Source organism: Bilophila wadsworthia ATCC 49260 (assembly GCF_000701705.1).
Classification (GTDB): Bacteria; Desulfobacterota; Desulfovibrionia; order Desulfovibrionales; family Desulfovibrionaceae; genus Bilophila; species Bilophila wadsworthia.
On sequence record NZ_JNJP01000005.1, the window covers coordinates 1 to 15,560 of the forward strand.

Consider the following 15,560-nt stretch of genomic DNA (forward strand, 5'->3'; position numbering starts at 1 on the left):
CGTGCTCTACAGGAACAAAGACGGCGAAATCACAAAAGGAATCAACGGGGCGCAGGATGCTTTCAACGCCTTTCTTGATCAGCGGAAGTGGGAGGGCGGGGGAAAACGTGAGCGGAGGCCCCGAAATGCCCGCGAGCGTAACCTGTTGATCCGTTCCATCGCGGAAAGGGACGGTTGGGTCTGCATGTACTGCGGGCGGGTCCTGACCCCCGAGACGGCAACCGTGGAACATATCGTGCCGCTTGCCGGAAACGGACTGGACAGCTTGCGGAACCTGACCCTTGCCTGTGCCTCATGCAACAATGAGGCGGGACACCTGAGCGCCCGACAAAAACTGGATTTGGCAATGAGAAGAAGGTTGCTGACCATCGCCAATGAATTGCAGGAGATCCGTGATGAACTGGACGGACGACGCTTACCCCGAACTTGATGGGGACTGGACGGACGAGGAACTCATGATCGCGGCGGGCAATGCCGCCTTTGCGCGGAACCGGCGCAAGCACACGGAAACGGAAGAAGGCGGGGAGTAAGTATATGTGCGATACCCATAGCGAACAGATCAACGAACTGGCGAAGGCCCTTGCCGCCGCGCAGGGCGAGCTTGAACCCGCAGAAAAGAACTCCACCGCCGCCGTCGGGAAGGAGGGAAAGCTCAAGCGCAAATACGCTGACCTGACGGCGATGATCGACGCCGTCCGCAAGGTGCTTCCGAAGCACGGCCTCTCCATCGCGCAGATTGTCCTCCCCTCGGAAGGGGTTGCGCACGTCAGGACGATGCTGATGCACGAGTCGGGGCAATGGCTGGCATCGGAATGCAGGATGCCCTACGACAACACGGGCTCCAAGAACGCCATCCAGTCAATGGGCAGCGCCATCACCTACGCCCGGCGCTATTCCCTTTCGGCGTTGGTCGGCGTGGTGGCCGACGATGATGACGACGGGGAAGGTGCATGGAGGCGGGACGCCGACCGGGAACCGCCCCGGCGCAATACCCCCGAGTCCGCCCCGCAGCCCAAGCCCGAGCGCGTGAACCTCGCCGCCCTCGCCAAGGCGTTGAGCGAAGTGCGGGACAGTGCGGGGTTCGTCGCCTGTTACAACCGCCATCGGATTACTGAGGAACACCCGGACTACGAGGCGGTCAAGAACATGTTCGGCAAGAAGCGCCGGGAAATCGAGGCCAAGGCCGAGGCCGAAGCCGGAACCCCGCCCGAATTCGTGCCGCTGGACGCCGTGATCGCCGCCTTTGAAGCGGCGGAAACCGCAACCGCGCTCAAGGAGGCGGCAACCCGGCTCGGCATCCCGGAAAACCACCCGGACAGTGAGGCCATCTACGCCGCCTACCGGGAACGGCAGCGCAAGATCGAAGCGCAGGACAAGGAACGCGCCGCGTAACAACAGCCCCGCCCTGATAATCAGGCGGGGCTTTTCTTTCCCTCAGCAGGAGATTGTATGAGCAGCCTCAACAAGGTGATGATCATCGGAAGGCTCGGGCGCGATCCCGAGATGCGCTACACCCAGGCCGGAAAGCCCGTATGCAGCCTGAACGTGGCTACGGATGAGGGCTACACCAACGACCGGGGCGAAAAGGTCGACAAGACGGAATGGCACAAGGTCGTCTTCTGGGACCGGCAGGCCGAAACCTGTTCGCAGTACCTTGCCAAGGGGAGCCTCGTGTTCGTCGAGGGCAGGCTCTCCACCCGCAAGTATCAGGACCAGCAGGGGCAGGACCGCTACGTCACCGAGATTCAGGGGCAGCGCGTCCAGTTCCTCGACCGCAAGGCGGACGGCGACGGGCAACAGGGCCGACAGGGAGGCGGACGCCAGACACAGAGGCGGCACTCCGCCGACTATGAAGACCTCGGCCCCGCCTTCCCTTCCGAAGCCTCCGGCCTCGATGACGTGCCTTTTTAGGCAAAACCAATAGGATAGAATATGGCACAGACCGCAGAAATTCTGGAAGCCCTCCCGCCCGCGCAGGAGCAACCCGCCGGGATCGCCCTGCTGGACCTGAACGTCACCGCGACGCCGTTGGTCATCACATGGGACAAGGACGCCGTATCCGCCCTGCTGGATGCCGTCCTAGGCCAGTATGCGGGGCTGGAGGTACAGGAAGCCGACGTGCCCGCCATCAAGAACGAAATGGCGGGGCTGAACAGGCTCAGGGAACGGATGGACAACGCCCGGAAGGACATCAAGCGGCGGATTGCCGGGCCGCTGGACGGGTTCGACGCCGAGGTCAAGGCGCTGATCGCCCGCATCGTGGATGCCCGCGCTGCGCTGGACATGCAGGTCAAGGACTTCGAGCGGCGCGACCGTGAAGGCCGACGCGCAGCCGTCCAGTTTACCGTCGACAACATCAAGAGCTGTGAAGGCGTGCCGGAACTGGACATCCCCATCAACCCATCATGGCTGAACAAGTCCACGCGGCAAGCCGAGATCCACGAGGATATCAAACGGATCATCGCCGCATACAAGCGGGAGTGCGAAGAAACCCGCCGGATGGAACAGGCCAAAGCCGACCGCATCGCGCTGGTGGAGGCCACGGCAAAGGCTCAGGCGGAACAACACGGTTTCGCGCTTCCCCTGTCGAAGTTTGCGGCCTGCCTGACGCCGGACATTTCCGGCGAGGACGCCGCGGGCATCATCGGGCAGGCGTATGCGGCGGAAGCCAAGGCCCGCGAAGAGAGCAAGCCCGCCCACGTCGTCAAACCTGCGGAGCCGCGCCCCGATTCGTTCATTGAGCAGGAGGAGGGCTTTCCCTTCGCCCCGCCCGTGAACGTGGCTTGTACCCTGACCCTCAGCGTCAAGTACGCGCCGAAGTACGAGGATACCGTACAGGAGGCCCTTGCCCTGCTCCGCACGGTCGGCCTGGTCACAGTTTTCTAACCCTCCGGCGCCCACCTCCCGCGCCGTCCCCATACAGCCCGCCGGGGGGCATGTACCCCGGCACAATGCCAATCCGCCCGCATCACAGCGGGCTTTCTTTTACCCAAAGGAGAAAGAGCCATGAGCAGCCCTCTCGACATGCGAACCATGAACAACGGCGGCGTGGTCGAAGCCGTCAACATCGCGCTTGCCAAGGTCGCGGACAACATCGCGGACGTGAACACACCGCCGGACAAGCCCCGCACCGTCACCCTCAAGATCACATTCAAGCCCGACGAGAGCCGGACGCTGATCGCATCCAAGGCGGTCGTGACGACCAACCTCCAGCCGCAGGAGCCGCAGACCATCCCGGTCGTGCTCGACAAGCTGGACGGCGCGCCCATGCTGTTCGAGTCCTTCACCGACAACCGCCCCGACCAGTACCGTTTTGACGGCACGTCCCCTACGGAACTCAGGGGCAATGGCAGCGTGACCGTGAACGTCACCCCGTTCAAGAAGGCTGAGGAACATCCCATCAACCAGTAACAAAAGGAAAAAATCACATGGAAATCAACCGTATTGAAGCTGACAGGCACCTCATCGGCGTAGGCCGGGAACTCGAATCCCTTGACGGCAAGGCCAAGGCTACGCTTCCCGTTCATGTCACGGAAGACGGGTTGCGGTTCTACAAGCGTGACCCGGAAGGGGAATGGCAACGCCTCCATGACGCGGAACAGGACACGCTCACCGTGGGCACCTTGCAGGCCGTGGTGGATTACCTCAACCAGAACCCCGACGGGCTGGAACTCGACAAGCTCCTTGTCCACGTCTGCGATGTGACGACCGTGAGGGTTATGTCCGTCCCCTTCGGGGGCTGGAAACAGCGCACCACGTACATGCGGGCCGACGCCGTCATCCCTGCCCACCGTTTTGGAAGCTGGACCTCTCCCGACGAGTTCGTCCCCTATCTCCAGTCCTGCTTTGTCCCCTCGGACGATCTCGATGCGCTCATCAAGATCAGCGGCAACCTCGTGGACACCTCCGAAGTCCGCGTACAGGACGACGGCGTGTCGCAGGAAGTGTCCATCCGGCAGGGCGCGGCACGCAAGGCAGAAGTTCCCGTACCGTCCCCGGCGGTCGTCTTCCCGTTCAGCACCTTCGCGGAAGTCGCGCAGCCCGCGCACAAGGTCGTGTTCAGGCTCCAGTCTAGCCCGCTGGCCTGCAAGCTCATCGAGTGCGACGGCGGCGCGTGGAAGCTGGAAGCCATCGCCAACATCCGCACATGGTTGCTTGAAAACCTGCCTGAAGGCGTGAAGGTCATCGCGTAGCACCCCACGCCCCCGGTTTGGCTTCATCAGACCGGGGGCTTCACAGGAGAACTTGCCATGCCTTGGCGCCTCCGTTTCTGAACCAGTACCACCCGGGCACCTTCGGACGGCTGTCCGTCCACTCCAGCGCGCGGGGGAAGGCGTTCCATTGCCTGATCGCATATTCCGCGTTAACCTTTGGAGCGCAAGGGCCACACATCCCGCACGCAGTACAGAACCCGTAGGCTCTCGTATATGCTCTCAGGACCACATTGGTATTTTTGCACGCCGGGCACGGTAGCAACGTCAGTTCCTCACACATGCCCCACCTTCCTTCTTTCTCATATCCATCAATCCGGCGATGATGCTGTTGATCTTAAATTCTATGACACGATCAATGTATAAAAGAATCGTATCACTCTCTTTACCCAATCTGGTATCGACAAGTTCTTTGATCTTGACCTCAGCATATTCCTCGATGCTCTTTCTAATTCTCTTTTCAACCTCGGCATCTACCAAAGAAGCAATCCTGTCGTACAGGACCTCTTTGATGGTGCTATAGTGGTTCAGCCCGAATGCGCCACTTTGAATGTACTTTTCAATAGCTTTATTTACGGAGTCGGACAGATCGTTCTTTATCATCCGTTCAACGCGCTTTTCGATACCCTTGGTGAGGAAACTCTTCGCGGCCTTGTCGATGACCAAGGCGTCGATCTCGGCCTTCAAACTGGCATCACTCTCGATGATGTCCTTCACCAGCTTCTCACTCAGATTCAACGTCAACGTACTCATTCACTTCTCCTAGCTCTTTTGGTTGGGGTCATATTTTCTCCACGAAGTAGCCGGATGGTGAAGTCCGCATGGGCCGCATCAAAGCATGTGTATGGTGATGACAGTCTTTCGCGCCACTGGTCGCGCTCTTCTTTTGTTGGGTTCATATCATTTTTATCCCTTTAGTGCCTTGTAAATACGGACGACAACTTCTTACAGTTCTGTTTTTTCATTCTGGGCATGTTCCAGTTCCCGGCACAGCCTGAAAATGGTAGCCGCTGACCCCATCTCGTCGAGCGCCTTGGAGTCTCCGAGCATGTCGCCAATGGCGGCGGTTCGGATGTAGTCGAGTTCTTCGGGGGTGATCATATCTTTCCTTTGGCTTCATAAAAAAGTTGTCTAAAAAAGAGATTGAGAATAAGGTAGTTACAAATAGAGAGGAAAAGCGAAGCTTCTGAAGTCTTTTCAGGTGTAACCTACTGAAAAGCAGAGATACTTTTGTAAAAGCCTCTAGTTATCCGCCGTGTAGGCGGCTTAGAAGTTGACCGAATTGAGCAGCGGCATCCGAAATGCGTTATCCGCCGTGTAGGCGGCTTAGAAGAATATGTTGCTGGTTATGTGACTAAAAAATGTGTTATCCGCCGTGTAGGCGGCTTAGAAGAACCGGAGCGACAGCGCGTTCCCGTCACCGGGTTATCCGCCGTGTAGGCGGCTTAGAAGTATCTGGTCGGACGCCTAGCCACTTCATCGGCATCACCCCCTTCCAGGACCAATTGCCCACAACACCCAAACGAAAGGCGACCCACATCAAAGTGAGCCGCCTTTCGTTTGGGGTCATTCGTCGCCTTCGTATGGTGTTACATCCAGCACGTTGTAGGCGTACCTGTGCCGTCGGGATGGTTTGCCCCCTTCCGTGATGGGGAGCACGCGCAGGTCGTAGTAGGGGTAGGAGGGGGTGAACAGGATTTTGTCGACCTTTGCCGGACTGGTGCCGTCGCGATCCCATCCGGAGACGATATCGCCTTCCTTGTAGGGGCAGGCGGCGACGGCGGCGTCACGTTTGGCTACTTCAAGAGCGTTCTTCGCCTGTTGCACGGCGCGTTCGCACCTTCTGACCTCATCAACGAGTTCCATGATTTCAGCGTCGTTCATTACCGTTCCGTGTGATGCGTGTTGAGGTTATGGGTTCATCTTTTGCCTGAGCTGGTCGGCAAGCTCGGGAACCACGCCGAGCAGGGCCGCCCGGAGTATCGGCTCAAGGCTCTCTGCCGCCTGCTGTTCCGACAAAACAGGCGTCGGGGGCGTATCCGTTCCCGCCACATACTGCGGGCCTTCTCCGGTGCGGATCCACGAGGGATTGAGGCCTTTCTTATTGAAAAGCGTCAAGATCCAAGAATCGGGGATGTGGTTGCGCCGTTTCGCATCCGAGATGCTGCTCTGCTTCACACCGAGCATAGCGGCGATATCCGTTTGCGTGCGCAGGCCCGTGGACTGAAGTATCCGCTCATAGGCGTCTTGGAAAGCCAGTGATATTGCCGATCACGCTGCCAGTGAGGTGGAAAGTAGAACCAGACGATGAATGGGCAGGCCCCATCCCCGAACCCCGTGAACCGAAGCAGTGGGTAGCTATCAAGAACGCGGAGGAACCATGTCCGAAGAACTGACGTTACTTGGTGGGTCCTTCAACGGGTCAGAGCTCTGGGTCGCCTGCGGGAACATGCGAAAATGCCGCATGGCTGGCCCGTCAAGAAAAACCGTCGCTGAGGCTGTTGCCGCATGGAACGCCATGCCCCGTGACCTGACGTGGACGGACGAGCCGCCGAAAGAGGTAGGAAACTATTGGTGGAGGTGGGATGCAGGCAGTAAGCATTGGATATACAACGTGAGGCTTATACCGACAATACACGGGCTGATAACGTATGACCACAGCGCCTATGACGCGGAACACGTGGAAGACATCGGCGGCCAATGGGCAGGCCCCATCCCCGAACCCCGTGAACCGAAGGAACAAGGAGGATATGATGGATAGCTGGACGTTGTGGAGCGAGCAGCAGCCTACGGATGCCAAGCTAGTATATCGCTGGCGTATCCCCGCACAGGAGATTCTGGGACTGGTCATGCAGCCGGAGTGGTCGGAGAAACTCTTTTCTCCCCTATGCCAACCTGATATTTATTTTCCGAGTTGTGCGAGATGGGACGGATGGAAATGGCATATCCCCAATGGGCTGGAATGGCGCGTTGCGTCGCCAAATGAGCCGGAAGGGGAAAAGGAAGTCGTATGGGGCGGCCTTGACTTGCTTCCATGCCCATTCACCGGGAAACTTCCGACTGTAATCTATCATGGTCGATATATCGGGGCTCCACCATACCATGCTGAGTGGCTTGGCATAACCTCGTTCTCATATGTTTTTTCTTGGTATATCGTAAGATCTATCGGATGGCGTAGCGCCAAAAATATGCGCGACGCATGGAATATGAGGTGTATCCCCGAACCCCGCGAACCGAAGTAGCCCCGAAAGGGGCTTTCCTTGTAGCGATGATGTCCAGCGCAGGCTGTCTGCTGGCGCAAAGCGAGATCTCGACAGGAGGTTCCATATCCTCGCCGGGCACGTCGGGGATATTCAGGCCGCTGCCGGCGACGCTTCCCGCTGGACACAATGGGGTGCCGGGATGTGGGCCGGGCTGACCTTCCTTGAAGATTGCCGGAACACCTGCCCCGCCTACTTCCGGGGTCTTCACTGGCACAACCTGCTCAAAACGCTGACCACGCTGTGCAATGCGCTCGAAAAGGTCGACCCGCGAATCGCCGAGATTGGGACGCGGGTGTACGAGCGGGCCGCGTAGGATGAAAGGAGACAACTATGGAAACGACAATCTCGGAAATCCGCTCAATCGTACAGCGGCGTCGGGAGTTAGAGATTGAAGACCAACGTCTCTACCAACGGTTTCTCGAACTGCTCGAACTCAACCAAGGGACTAGAAAATCTTCCCGCGATAGGCTATCCCCAGAATCAGGGAAGGCGCTTTTTGCTGGCTTGAAGAGAGGTTTTCATGAGCGTAGCAAAGCGCGGTGACGGCAGATTTGTCGTCAAGTTCAAAGATGAAGAAGGGCGCTGGAAACAGCGCTCTTTCCGTACTGATGAAGAGGCTCGGCAGTTCGATGCGGATTGCCAATATGATAAGGTGGAAAACACGCGCCTGACGCTGTTGGAGGCGGTGCTGGTGTACTTAAAGAACACTGAGTACGCCGAAAAAACCATAGCAACGTACGAGTTTTTGGTCTGTGGTCATGACAGGCAAAACGGCTATCACCGGGAAGGTCCAGCGGAGTTTATTGCCGACCGTTTTGTTGACACATTGACACGTCGTGACCTCGAAAATGTGCGCGAGAGGTGCAGGAATGATGGTCTAACTATGACAAGCATCAACTCCTACGTTTCAAAACTCAAGGCCGCAATCAATTGGTGCGTCGAACAGGATTTGCTCCACGAGAATCCTTGGGGGAAATATCGGCAACTCCCAGGCGCAAAAAACAAGCCACGGACGGGAACGCTGGAAGACTTTCACAAACTCTTTCCTGTGCTCCCGCCGTGGCTTCAATGGGCAGCCCAAACCGCCATTGCCCTATGTCTGCGTCCCGGCATATCCGAACTTTTCCGTCTCGAATGGTCGGCATTCGACTGGAAGGCTAGAACCGTGTGCGTTTACATGCCGAAAGTTTGTACTACAAAACTTGTATTCCCGCCAGAGGCATATCTTGCCGAAGCGTGGCTACGGTTCAAGTCAGACATGGCAGCTGGAAAAACCCTCGTTTGCCGTGGGAGAAAAGGCACGGCAGTGACCTCCTCCATGTACCACAAGTCATGGGATAGAGCATGTAAAAAAATCGGCGTACTTATGCCTATGTACGCGTTACGGCATATTGCTGCTTCCGAAATGCTGGCAAATGGGGTGGACATCGCAGCAGTGGCCGCGCAACTTGGGCACAAGAACATCACCACAACAGGGGCATTCTACACTCATGCGCTGGCATCATCCCAACGGCGTGCAGCTACATGCCTCCCTGATTGCACCAACTTGGTGCGGAATGGTGCAGAAAAACAATTATATAATTAATAAAAATAATGTATTGAGCATAAAAGCTATCTTCCTTCGGTGAACGTCTCCTCGCTCCAGATTTCGAGTCCCGCCTCACGTGCCATACGGGCGAAAACGCCTTCGCCCGGCACGCGGGTTCCGGTAAAGGAGCCGTCATAGATTTCCCCGGATCCACAGGAAGGAGAGCGGGCCTTGAGGATCGCCGCTGTGCAGCCGTTTTCCAACGCCAGCCGCAAAGCTTCCTCCGCCCCACAGGTAAAGGCACCGGTCACGTCCGTTCCGTCTTTGGCGACGACACGCCCGCCCCTGATTTCCGAGGGGACGCGCGGCGTCGGAAGCCCCCCGAGGACTTCCGGGCACACCGGTAAGGCCTGCCCCGTGCGGACCAGCGCTTGTACCGCCGGACAAGGAGAGCAGCCTCCGTCATACCGGCAGGATTCACCCGCCAGACACGCGCTGACCACATACTGTTTGGACATGTTCGGCTCCATCCTAACGCCCTATTACTCTAACAGAATTCACGTACCAGCCCGGCGGCGTGGGGGAAGGTCTGCCCCAGAACGTCGGGATCGGCCATTTCAAAATCCGCAAAATCAAATCCCGGAGCCACGGTACAGCCCACAAGCGCAAAATCGGAGCCTTCCGCCGGAGTAGCGCCGAACCAACAGCCGCCTGGGACGGTGTATTGGAGGTACTGGCCGTTGAGTACATCCTGCCCCAAAAGGACTTCTTCTGCGGTCCCGTCCGGCCTGACTATCGCCAGCCGCAGGGGGGCTCCGAGATAAAAATGCCACATCTCATCCTGTTTCAGCCGGTGCAGATGGGAATATTCTCCCCGGCGCAAGAGGAACAGGATGCCCGTGGAGAAGTTCCGCGTCCCTCCGAAACCGGGCAGGGCGTCGGCGGGGATCGCTCCTTGGCTGCGATATGTCTCGGCGAAAAAACCGCCTTCAGGATGCGGGGACATGTTGAAATGCTCTACCAGTTTCTGAGGATCCATTTTTTCTTCCTTAAGCGTGTGATTGGAGGGTGCCGCGACCGCATCAGTCGCAGCGGGCTTTTTCATGCCTCAGGCGCGGACAGTGCCGGGCCGCTTTTTCCACTGCGCCACTGTGCTACGATGCGTCTTCGGGCTTTTCCCCGTTCGCCTGTGCCCGCAATTTTTTCGCCTTGATGATCAGTTCGGGGCGGTACTCGAAATGCATGAGGTCGAAATGCTCCCACTTTCCGCCCCAGATGAAGCCGTTGTCCTCAAAGAGTGAGACGATGGCGGAGGGGAAGGTCTTCTGCAACGGATGCGGGCGGAGTTTGCTCCATTGCCAATACGGACCCTTGTCGGGATTGAGATCCACCGCAATCCCGAAGCTGTGGGGGCTCAGGCGGTTCGTTTTGGCGATGGCGCGCCAGAAGTAGCCGTAGATGGGCGAAAAATAGCTGTTCAGTTCGGGATCGGCGGGCCGGAGTTTCCACGCCGCGTCGATGCGCTGGAACGCTTCGGCGGCGGGGGCGGCAAGGCGCACCTTGGTCTTGCCGCCGAACAGCGTACGGACGATTCCCCGTTCCACGGAACGCTGGTCCGCCCCGTACAAAGCCTTGAGCAGGGGATAACAGCGGATGCGCCCCGGCTCCTCATCGGGCGCGAAATCCGGGCGTTCGGGTTCCAGCGGGTAAGGCTGGCGCATGGCGTCCTCAATATCCGCATTTTCCAGCAGTTCCGCATGGCTTTTCATTTTCCCGTCATCATAGAGGAGACGTCCGCCGTTCTTGGTGAGGAACCACACATGCCCCGCGTCGTCGGTTTCCGTGCCCGTAATGAATCCGGGGTAGGCTTCTTGCAGACATTCAAGATCCAATTCGAGATCGCCGGCACAGGCCGGGATGGCCCAGAGCAGGCAACAGAGGCAGAAAATCAGTTTGCGCATCGGTCGTTCCTTGAGGAGCTTTTGGCTCGGCAGGGCGTTCTTCTCTGATTTCCGGAATGGCGCCCGAGAGCGGTTCTACTGCGGAATGCCGGAAATGTCGAAGCCTGTATATCTTTTTGCCAAGCACATTGGTTTTCCGGCATATTCGAAGCGGTGCGGCGGATTGTTGAGCGACGCGGGGGAACGGAAAAATCTTTTGATGCTCGGATCATGCCGTTGCCTTTGGGGGATTTTTCTCGAATGCGCTCCGGCGCGCCCCGCAAGGCCGCTTTCGGACGCGCGCTTTCTGTTGACACCCGCGATTATTCTTTCTAGAGCCTTGGGAAATGCTGTTCGGAGGTCCTTATGAAAACACGCAGAGCTTTTATCCAGACGGGCGCAGTGGCCCTGTGCGGTCTCGCGGCGGCTCCGGCCCTCGCCAAGCCCCGGAAACCCAAGGACGCCGACTGGACCGAGACCTTCGACGTCATCGTCATCGGCAGCGGCCTCGCCGCGTTCGTGGCGGGCCTGTCGGCTCTTGAGAGCGGAGCCAAGCGCGTGGCCCTGCTCGAAAAAATGGGCATGATCGGCGGTTCCACGGCTATCAGCAACGGGACCATCTCCGTGCCCGGCAGCCCGTTCCAAAAGGCACAAGGCATTGAAGACTCTCCCGAAGCCATGCTCAAGGATCTGCTCAAGGCCGGGAAAGGCTTCTGCCATCCCGAACTGACGAAGACCCTGGTGGGCAACGGCGTCGAGGCATTCGATTTTATCGTCAAACACGGCGCGAAATTCAAGGATACCGTGATGATGCCCGGCGGCATGACCGCCAAGCGCCTGCTTCAGCCCGACTACAACGGCGCGACGGGTCTATTGGCTCCCCTGCGCGAAAGCTATCTCAAGATGGGCGGCCAGCTCATCTTGTGCTGCAAGGTCGACCGGTTGCTGCTCGATCGTGACGGACGGGTCGAAGGCGTTGCGGCGCGTACGGATTACCATTTCAATACGCGGCTCAAATCGGACGATCTCGAGAACAAGGGCGGGACGCCCGTGCGCTACCGGGCGAAACGGGGCGTAATCTGCTGTACCGGCGGCTTTGAGGCGGATCGCGCCTTCCGGTCGCAGGAACTGCCCCAGTTTGACGGTGCGTTCACGACCGAGCATCCCGGCGCGACGGCTTCCGGGTATCGTATGCTTGCCGCCGCCGGGGCCCGCATGATCAACGGCACGCTGTACCGCCCGGCCTTCCCGTGCACGGACGAGCAGCCGCTCGGCATGATGATCGACCCTGCCACGGGCAAGCGGTTCGTGAGCGAAAGCGCGGATCGTGTGGCTATCTTCCACGCCGCAAGCAAGGTATTGGCCTCCAACGGGCGCCGGATGCCCTTGTCCATTCTTGACGGCGATGCCTACGAACTGGTGGAAAACAAGCACCGCATGGAAAAGAACGCCGGTGCGGGCTATGTGACCAAGCATGACAGCCTTGAAGATTTGGCGGAGCATTACAAGATTCCGCTGGATGCGCTCAAGGCGACCATTGAGGAATACAACGCGATGGCGGAGAAGGGCGAAGATACGGCTTTCAAGGCCGATTTCGCCAAGACCAAGAACAACAAGGTGGACAAGCCGCCGTACTATGCGGTGATGGTGAAGCCGAACCTGACCTACAGCCTTGCGGGGGCGCTCATCACGCCCAAGGCTGAAGTGGTGAGCGTGCTCGACGACGCGCCCATTCCCGGCCTTTACGCGGCGGGCGAGGCTACCTCGGGCGTTCACGGGGCCATGCGTCTTGGCGGTTGCGCCATTCTTGATTGCTGCGTGTTCGGTATGCTCGCCGGGCGCAACGTCATGGCGAAGAAGGTGTAGTGGATTGGGGGAAGAAAGCATTGGGAGGGGGGAGGGAACCTTATCTGAGGAAAGGTTCCCTCCCCCCCTCCCAAACCCTCCCCTCTCCCTCCAAAGACTTTTGACGTTATCGAATCCCTGTTCGAGATTTTGCTGAGCATCGTGGGAAAAAGAGGGTAATATATTACTATTGTGGATAGTAAAAAATGAAAAAAGGCGGAGAAGTTTTTCTCCGCCTTTCTGTTTATTATGGAAGAATGGAGTCTTTTCCCCCAAATCGCATACAGCCATAGCCGAGGGGGTCTGGGGGAAATCATTTCCCCCAGCGGGTGCAGGGCAGAGCCCTGCCCGCCGGAGGCATTCTCCTTTTTACAGCGCGTGGGCCGTGCGGCTGAGGATGTCGTCCTGCACTTCGCGGCTGAGTTCGACGAAATAGGCGCTGTATCCGGCTACACGGACCAGAAGGGATTTGTACTCCTCGGGGTGGGCCTGAGCGCAGCGCAGGACTTCGTGGCCCACCACGTTGAACTGGACATGGAACACGTCAAGATCAAGGAAGGACTTGAGGAACGCCGAGAGCCGGATGCGCCCGGCTTCGCCCTCGACTGACGCGGGCGTGAACTTGAGGTTCAGGAGCGTGCCGCCGTCGATGCAGGCGTGCGGGAGCTTGCCGAGCGAACGGAGTACGGCGGTCGGCCCGGTGCGGTCCGCGCCCTGACAGGGGGAACAGCCTTCCGCAATGGGCCGGAAGGCACGGCGGCCCGAGGGGAGCGCGCCGACTGCCATGCCCTGCGGAACATTGGAAGACACCGGATAGAGCGCGGGCAGCTTCTGGTTGCCGAGCAGCCCCCGGAACGCGGCGATCTTCTTGATGATGAATGAAGTCAGATCGATGACCATCGCGTCGGCTTCGGGATCGTCGTTGCCCCACTTGGGGGCTTCCTCATCGATGAGGCGCAGCAGGGGGTCGTAGCCCTTGAAGTCGTGCTTCACGGCGTCCGCGAGGGTCGCCATATCCACTTTTTTTTCGTCGAAGACCAGCTTTTTCACCGCAACCATCGAGTCGGCGTAGTCGGCCACGCCGTTGCCGTTCATGCCGGGCCCGGTGTTGTAGCGCGCCCCGCCGCGCATGAGATCCTTTCCCTTTTCCACGCAATCGAGGAGGACCATCGAGGCCACGGGGTTGGGCAGGTAGCGCTGGTGCAGGAGTTCCAGCAGGTTCTGCATACTGGAGAAGGTGCGGAGCAGGTGGTCGAGCTGGGCATGCACCGCGTCGCGGAACTGTTCAAAGGTCGTGAAGGATGCCGGATCGCCGGTTTCAAGGCCGAGCTTTTTGCCGCTCTTGAGATGGACGCCGTTGGAGAGCGCGAATTCGACGGCGGCGGCGATGTTGTAATGCCCCGCCGAACTCCATTGGGACATCTTGCCCGGCATGTTGGCTTCCACGCAGCCGAGCCCCACCCAGTCGCGGGCCAGCTCCGGCGGGATGCCTTTCTTCATGAGCTGCTTCATACCGATATCATCACTGTAGATGGCGGGGAAGCCCGAACCCGTCTGGATGAGTTCCGCAATCTTGAGGAAGAAGTCCTCGGGGTTCTTGCGGCTCAGGCGCACGGAAAGGGACGGTTGCACCATCTGTGTATCGATGGTCGCTTGCAGCATGAGGTAGGAAAGCGGATTCACCGCGTCGAGCCCGTCCATGTCCACGCCGCCGATGCAGACGTTCTGGAACGCACAGAATCCGGCGTAATGCGTCGCTGCGGGTTCGTTCCAATACCAGATCTGTTCGCCGAACTTGATCCACATGCATTCGATGAGTTCCAGCGCCTCGGCGTCGGTGAGGATGCCTGCCTCCACATCGCGCTTGTAGTAGGGATAGAGGTTCTGGTCCATGCGGCCCGGCGAATAGCCGCCCGCGTTGCCTTCGATGAACAGGCCCACGAAGATGAAGTAGTGGAGCTGCATGGCTTCACGGAAGGTCTTCGGCGGGTTTTCGGCTATAGCGTCGCAGGCCTCGGCCATGCCCAGCAGTTCGGCCTTGCGGGTGCCGTCCCTTTCGGTGGCGGCCAGCTCGCGGGCGGCCTGCGCGTGGCGGCGGCAGAGTATGGAAAAACCGTCACAGGTGATGGTGATGGCTTCCCAGAAGTCGCGCCGGTCGTAGTTTTCCACATCATTGAGATCGACGGTTTCAAGCAGGGCTTGCGCTTGCGCACGGATGCCCCCGAAGCCTTTGGCGAAGATGTTTTCCTTGAATTCAGGGACGATGTCTCCGGGAGTGCACTCAATCTTGATGTCGTTGTCGATGACGCCGCCCACCGAGATGATGTCGAGGATGGGCTTGGGGGCTTGCGCGTTCCAGTAATCGCGCAGGGTCTTGCCCTTCCAGTACGGATAGATCTCGTTGCGGAAGAGCATTTTCTGCTCCTCGGTGATCGCATAAGGGTCTTGCGGGCGCGTCGCCATCGTGTCCAGTTCTTCGTAAACCCAGTTGTTGGACAATTCCGGGCAGATATGGATAGTCCGTGCGGTGCGTCCTGCATTGCCGACGACGAGTTCGCCGGGCTGGATGGTGATGGTCTTGGTTTCGCAGTGGCGTTTGAAAGCCTTGGCGCGGCGGACGATCATGGGTTCGCCCTCCGTTTCCTTGAATACGTGCGTCTTGGAGAGCGCGCCCTCAAGACAGACGGCGGGAACATGGGTAAAAAACTGCTTTTTGAGCTGTTCGATTCGGGAAGTCAGCATGGCGGGGTCCTTTGTGGATAACGGTAAAAAC

Annotated in this window: 20 protein-coding genes; 12 read left to right on the top strand and 8 right to left on the bottom strand. The window is 58.7% G+C overall.

Annotated features, from left to right (window positions below; genetic code table 11):
* From T370_RS22595 to T370_RS0103550, 7 genes are all read left to right on the top strand, one after another.
* A partial coding sequence (locus tag T370_RS22595; protein ID WP_029434758.1) for an HNH endonuclease occupies positions 1-430 on the top strand: 430 nt, incomplete at its 5' end.
* On the top strand, positions 396-530 hold the full coding sequence (locus T370_RS26055; protein WP_009367990.1) for a hypothetical protein: 135 nt from the start codon (positions 396-398) through the stop codon (positions 528-530). The genes T370_RS22595 and T370_RS26055, both read left to right, overlap by 35 nt.
* A gap of 4 nt (positions 531-534) precedes the next feature.
* Complete coding sequence (locus T370_RS23410) at positions 535-1,392, top strand: ERF family protein (RefSeq protein ID WP_051643726.1); 858 nt, start codon at positions 535-537, stop codon at positions 1,390-1,392.
* 57 nt (positions 1,393-1,449) lie between these two features.
* Positions 1,450-1,911 carry a single-stranded DNA-binding protein gene (locus tag T370_RS0103535; protein ID WP_029434760.1) on the top strand — a complete coding sequence of 154 codons (462 nt, stop codon included), beginning with the start codon at positions 1,450-1,452 and terminating at the stop codon, positions 1,909-1,911.
* Between the two features lie 21 nt (positions 1,912-1,932).
* Complete coding sequence (locus T370_RS0103540) at positions 1,933-2,886, top strand: DUF1351 domain-containing protein (protein WP_029434761.1); 954 nt, start codon at positions 1,933-1,935, stop codon at positions 2,884-2,886.
* A 120-nt stretch (positions 2,887-3,006) separates the two neighbouring features.
* Positions 3,007-3,411 carry a hypothetical protein gene (locus T370_RS23415; protein ID WP_051643727.1) on the top strand — a complete coding sequence of 135 codons (405 nt, stop codon included), beginning with the start codon at positions 3,007-3,009 and terminating at the stop codon, positions 3,409-3,411.
* A 17-nt stretch (positions 3,412-3,428) separates the two neighbouring features.
* A complete protein-coding gene (locus T370_RS0103550) occupies positions 3,429-4,193 on the top strand; it encodes a hypothetical protein (RefSeq protein WP_051643728.1) in 765 nt (254 codons plus the stop codon).
* A gap of 285 nt (positions 4,194-4,478) precedes the next feature.
* Here T370_RS0103550 and T370_RS0103560 read toward each other — a convergent pair whose 3' ends face one another.
* The 4 genes from T370_RS0103560 to T370_RS0103575 all read right to left on the bottom strand — a co-directional run bounded on the left by T370_RS0103560 (position 4,479) and on the right by T370_RS0103575 (position 6,476).
* Positions 4,479-4,964: a hypothetical protein gene (locus T370_RS0103560; protein WP_005027336.1), complete on the bottom strand. Its 486-nt coding sequence runs from the start codon at positions 4,962-4,964 to the stop codon at positions 4,479-4,481.
* 192 nt (positions 4,965-5,156) lie between these two features.
* Positions 5,157-5,312, bottom strand: a complete 156-nt coding sequence (locus T370_RS24095; protein ID WP_081847472.1) for a gamma-interferon-inducible protein Ifi-16 — start codon at positions 5,310-5,312, stop codon at positions 5,157-5,159.
* A gap of 465 nt (positions 5,313-5,777) precedes the next feature.
* A complete protein-coding gene (locus T370_RS0103570; RefSeq protein WP_029434765.1) occupies positions 5,778-6,095 on the bottom strand; it encodes a hypothetical protein in 318 nt (105 codons plus the stop codon).
* A 27-nt stretch (positions 6,096-6,122) separates the two neighbouring features.
* The gene (locus T370_RS0103575; RefSeq protein ID WP_345917526.1) at positions 6,123-6,476 is read right to left on the bottom strand and encodes a helix-turn-helix domain-containing protein; all 354 of its coding nucleotides are present in this window, start codon (positions 6,474-6,476) and stop codon (positions 6,123-6,125) included.
* A 115-nt stretch (positions 6,477-6,591) separates the two neighbouring features.
* Between T370_RS0103575 and T370_RS0103580 the strand changes: the two genes are divergently transcribed.
* From T370_RS0103580 to T370_RS0103600, 4 genes are all read left to right on the top strand, one after another.
* Positions 6,592-6,972: a hypothetical protein gene (locus T370_RS0103580; RefSeq protein WP_016361050.1), complete on the top strand. Its 381-nt coding sequence runs from the start codon at positions 6,592-6,594 to the stop codon at positions 6,970-6,972.
* A gap of 641 nt (positions 6,973-7,613) precedes the next feature.
* Positions 7,614-7,787: a hypothetical protein gene (locus tag T370_RS25900; RefSeq protein WP_227329345.1), complete on the top strand. Its 174-nt coding sequence runs from the start codon at positions 7,614-7,616 to the stop codon at positions 7,785-7,787.
* Positions 7,788-7,804: 17 nt separating this feature from the next.
* Entirely contained in the window at positions 7,805-8,017 is a 213-nt protein-coding gene (locus tag T370_RS0103595) for a hypothetical protein (protein WP_029434769.1), read from the top strand.
* Positions 7,995-9,059 carry a tyrosine-type recombinase/integrase gene (locus tag T370_RS0103600; RefSeq protein WP_029434770.1) on the top strand — a complete coding sequence of 355 codons (1,065 nt, stop codon included), beginning with the start codon at positions 7,995-7,997 and terminating at the stop codon, positions 9,057-9,059. The genes T370_RS0103595 and T370_RS0103600 overlap by 23 nt, the downstream gene beginning before the upstream one ends.
* A 26-nt stretch (positions 9,060-9,085) precedes the next feature.
* On the opposite strand, the gene T370_RS0103605 is transcribed toward T370_RS0103600, so the two are convergent.
* From T370_RS0103605 to T370_RS0103615, 3 genes are all read right to left on the bottom strand, one after another.
* The gene (locus tag T370_RS0103605; protein ID WP_005024672.1) at positions 9,086-9,520 is read right to left on the bottom strand and encodes a 2-thiouracil desulfurase family protein; all 435 of its coding nucleotides are present in this window, start codon (positions 9,518-9,520) and stop codon (positions 9,086-9,088) included.
* A gap of 29 nt (positions 9,521-9,549) precedes the next feature.
* Complete coding sequence (locus T370_RS0103610; protein ID WP_029434771.1) at positions 9,550-10,041, bottom strand: cupin domain-containing protein; 492 nt, start codon at positions 10,039-10,041, stop codon at positions 9,550-9,552.
* 115 nt (positions 10,042-10,156) lie between these two features.
* Positions 10,157-10,963: a M15 family metallopeptidase gene (locus tag T370_RS0103615; RefSeq protein ID WP_029434772.1), complete on the bottom strand. Its 807-nt coding sequence runs from the start codon at positions 10,961-10,963 to the stop codon at positions 10,157-10,159.
* 345 nt (positions 10,964-11,308) lie between these two features.
* Here T370_RS0103615 and T370_RS0103620 point away from each other — a divergent pair, with 345 nt between their 5' ends.
* A complete protein-coding gene (locus tag T370_RS0103620) occupies positions 11,309-12,808 on the top strand; it encodes an FAD-dependent oxidoreductase (protein ID WP_029434773.1) in 1,500 nt (499 codons plus the stop codon).
* Between the two features lie 348 nt (positions 12,809-13,156).
* On the opposite strand, the gene T370_RS0103625 is transcribed toward T370_RS0103620, so the two are convergent.
* On the bottom strand, positions 13,157-15,529 hold the full coding sequence (locus tag T370_RS0103625) for a glycyl radical protein (RefSeq protein ID WP_029434774.1): 2,373 nt from the start codon (positions 15,527-15,529) through the stop codon (positions 13,157-13,159).
* Positions 15,530-15,560 lie beyond the last annotated feature (31 nt).

Bases quoted from the DNA above. Each gene is read 5' to 3' on its own strand.
- T370_RS23415 (WP_051643727.1), top strand. From the start codon at position 3,007: ATGAGCAGCCCTCTCGACATGCGAACCATGAACAACGGCGGCGTGGTC.
- T370_RS0103535 (WP_029434760.1), top strand. From the start codon at position 1,450: ATGAGCAGCCTCAACAAGGTGATGATCATCGGAAGGCTCGGGCGCGAT.
- T370_RS0103600 (WP_029434770.1), top strand. From the start codon at position 7,995: ATGAGCGTAGCAAAGCGCGGTGACGGCAGATTTGTCGTCAAGTTCAAA.
- T370_RS0103620 (WP_029434773.1), top strand. From the start codon at position 11,309: ATGAAAACACGCAGAGCTTTTATCCAGACGGGCGCAGTGGCCCTGTGC.
- T370_RS0103625 (WP_029434774.1), bottom strand. From the start codon at position 15,529: ATGCTGACTTCCCGAATCGAACAGCTCAAAAAGCAGTTTTTTACCCAT.
- T370_RS0103560 (WP_005027336.1), bottom strand. From the start codon at position 4,964: ATGAGTACGTTGACGTTGAATCTGAGTGAGAAGCTGGTGAAGGACATC.
- T370_RS0103605 (WP_005024672.1), bottom strand. From the start codon at position 9,520: ATGTCCAAACAGTATGTGGTCAGCGCGTGTCTGGCGGGTGAATCCTGC.
- T370_RS0103550 (WP_051643728.1), top strand. From the start codon at position 3,429: ATGGAAATCAACCGTATTGAAGCTGACAGGCACCTCATCGGCGTAGGC.
- T370_RS26055 (WP_009367990.1), top strand. From the start codon at position 396: ATGAACTGGACGGACGACGCTTACCCCGAACTTGATGGGGACTGGACG.
- T370_RS23410 (WP_051643726.1), top strand. From the start codon at position 535: ATGTGCGATACCCATAGCGAACAGATCAACGAACTGGCGAAGGCCCTT.
- T370_RS0103580 (WP_016361050.1), top strand. From the start codon at position 6,592: ATGTCCGAAGAACTGACGTTACTTGGTGGGTCCTTCAACGGGTCAGAG.
- T370_RS0103610 (WP_029434771.1), bottom strand. From the start codon at position 10,041: ATGGATCCTCAGAAACTGGTAGAGCATTTCAACATGTCCCCGCATCCT.
- T370_RS0103570 (WP_029434765.1), bottom strand. From the start codon at position 6,095: ATGAACGACGCTGAAATCATGGAACTCGTTGATGAGGTCAGAAGGTGC.
- T370_RS0103595 (WP_029434769.1), top strand. From the start codon at position 7,805: ATGGAAACGACAATCTCGGAAATCCGCTCAATCGTACAGCGGCGTCGG.
- T370_RS24095 (WP_081847472.1), bottom strand. From the start codon at position 5,312: ATGATCACCCCCGAAGAACTCGACTACATCCGAACCGCCGCCATTGGC.
- T370_RS0103615 (WP_029434772.1), bottom strand. From the start codon at position 10,963: ATGCGCAAACTGATTTTCTGCCTCTGTTGCCTGCTCTGGGCCATCCCG.
- T370_RS0103540 (WP_029434761.1), top strand. From the start codon at position 1,933: ATGGCACAGACCGCAGAAATTCTGGAAGCCCTCCCGCCCGCGCAGGAG.
- T370_RS25900 (WP_227329345.1), top strand. From the start codon at position 7,614: ATGTGGGCCGGGCTGACCTTCCTTGAAGATTGCCGGAACACCTGCCCC.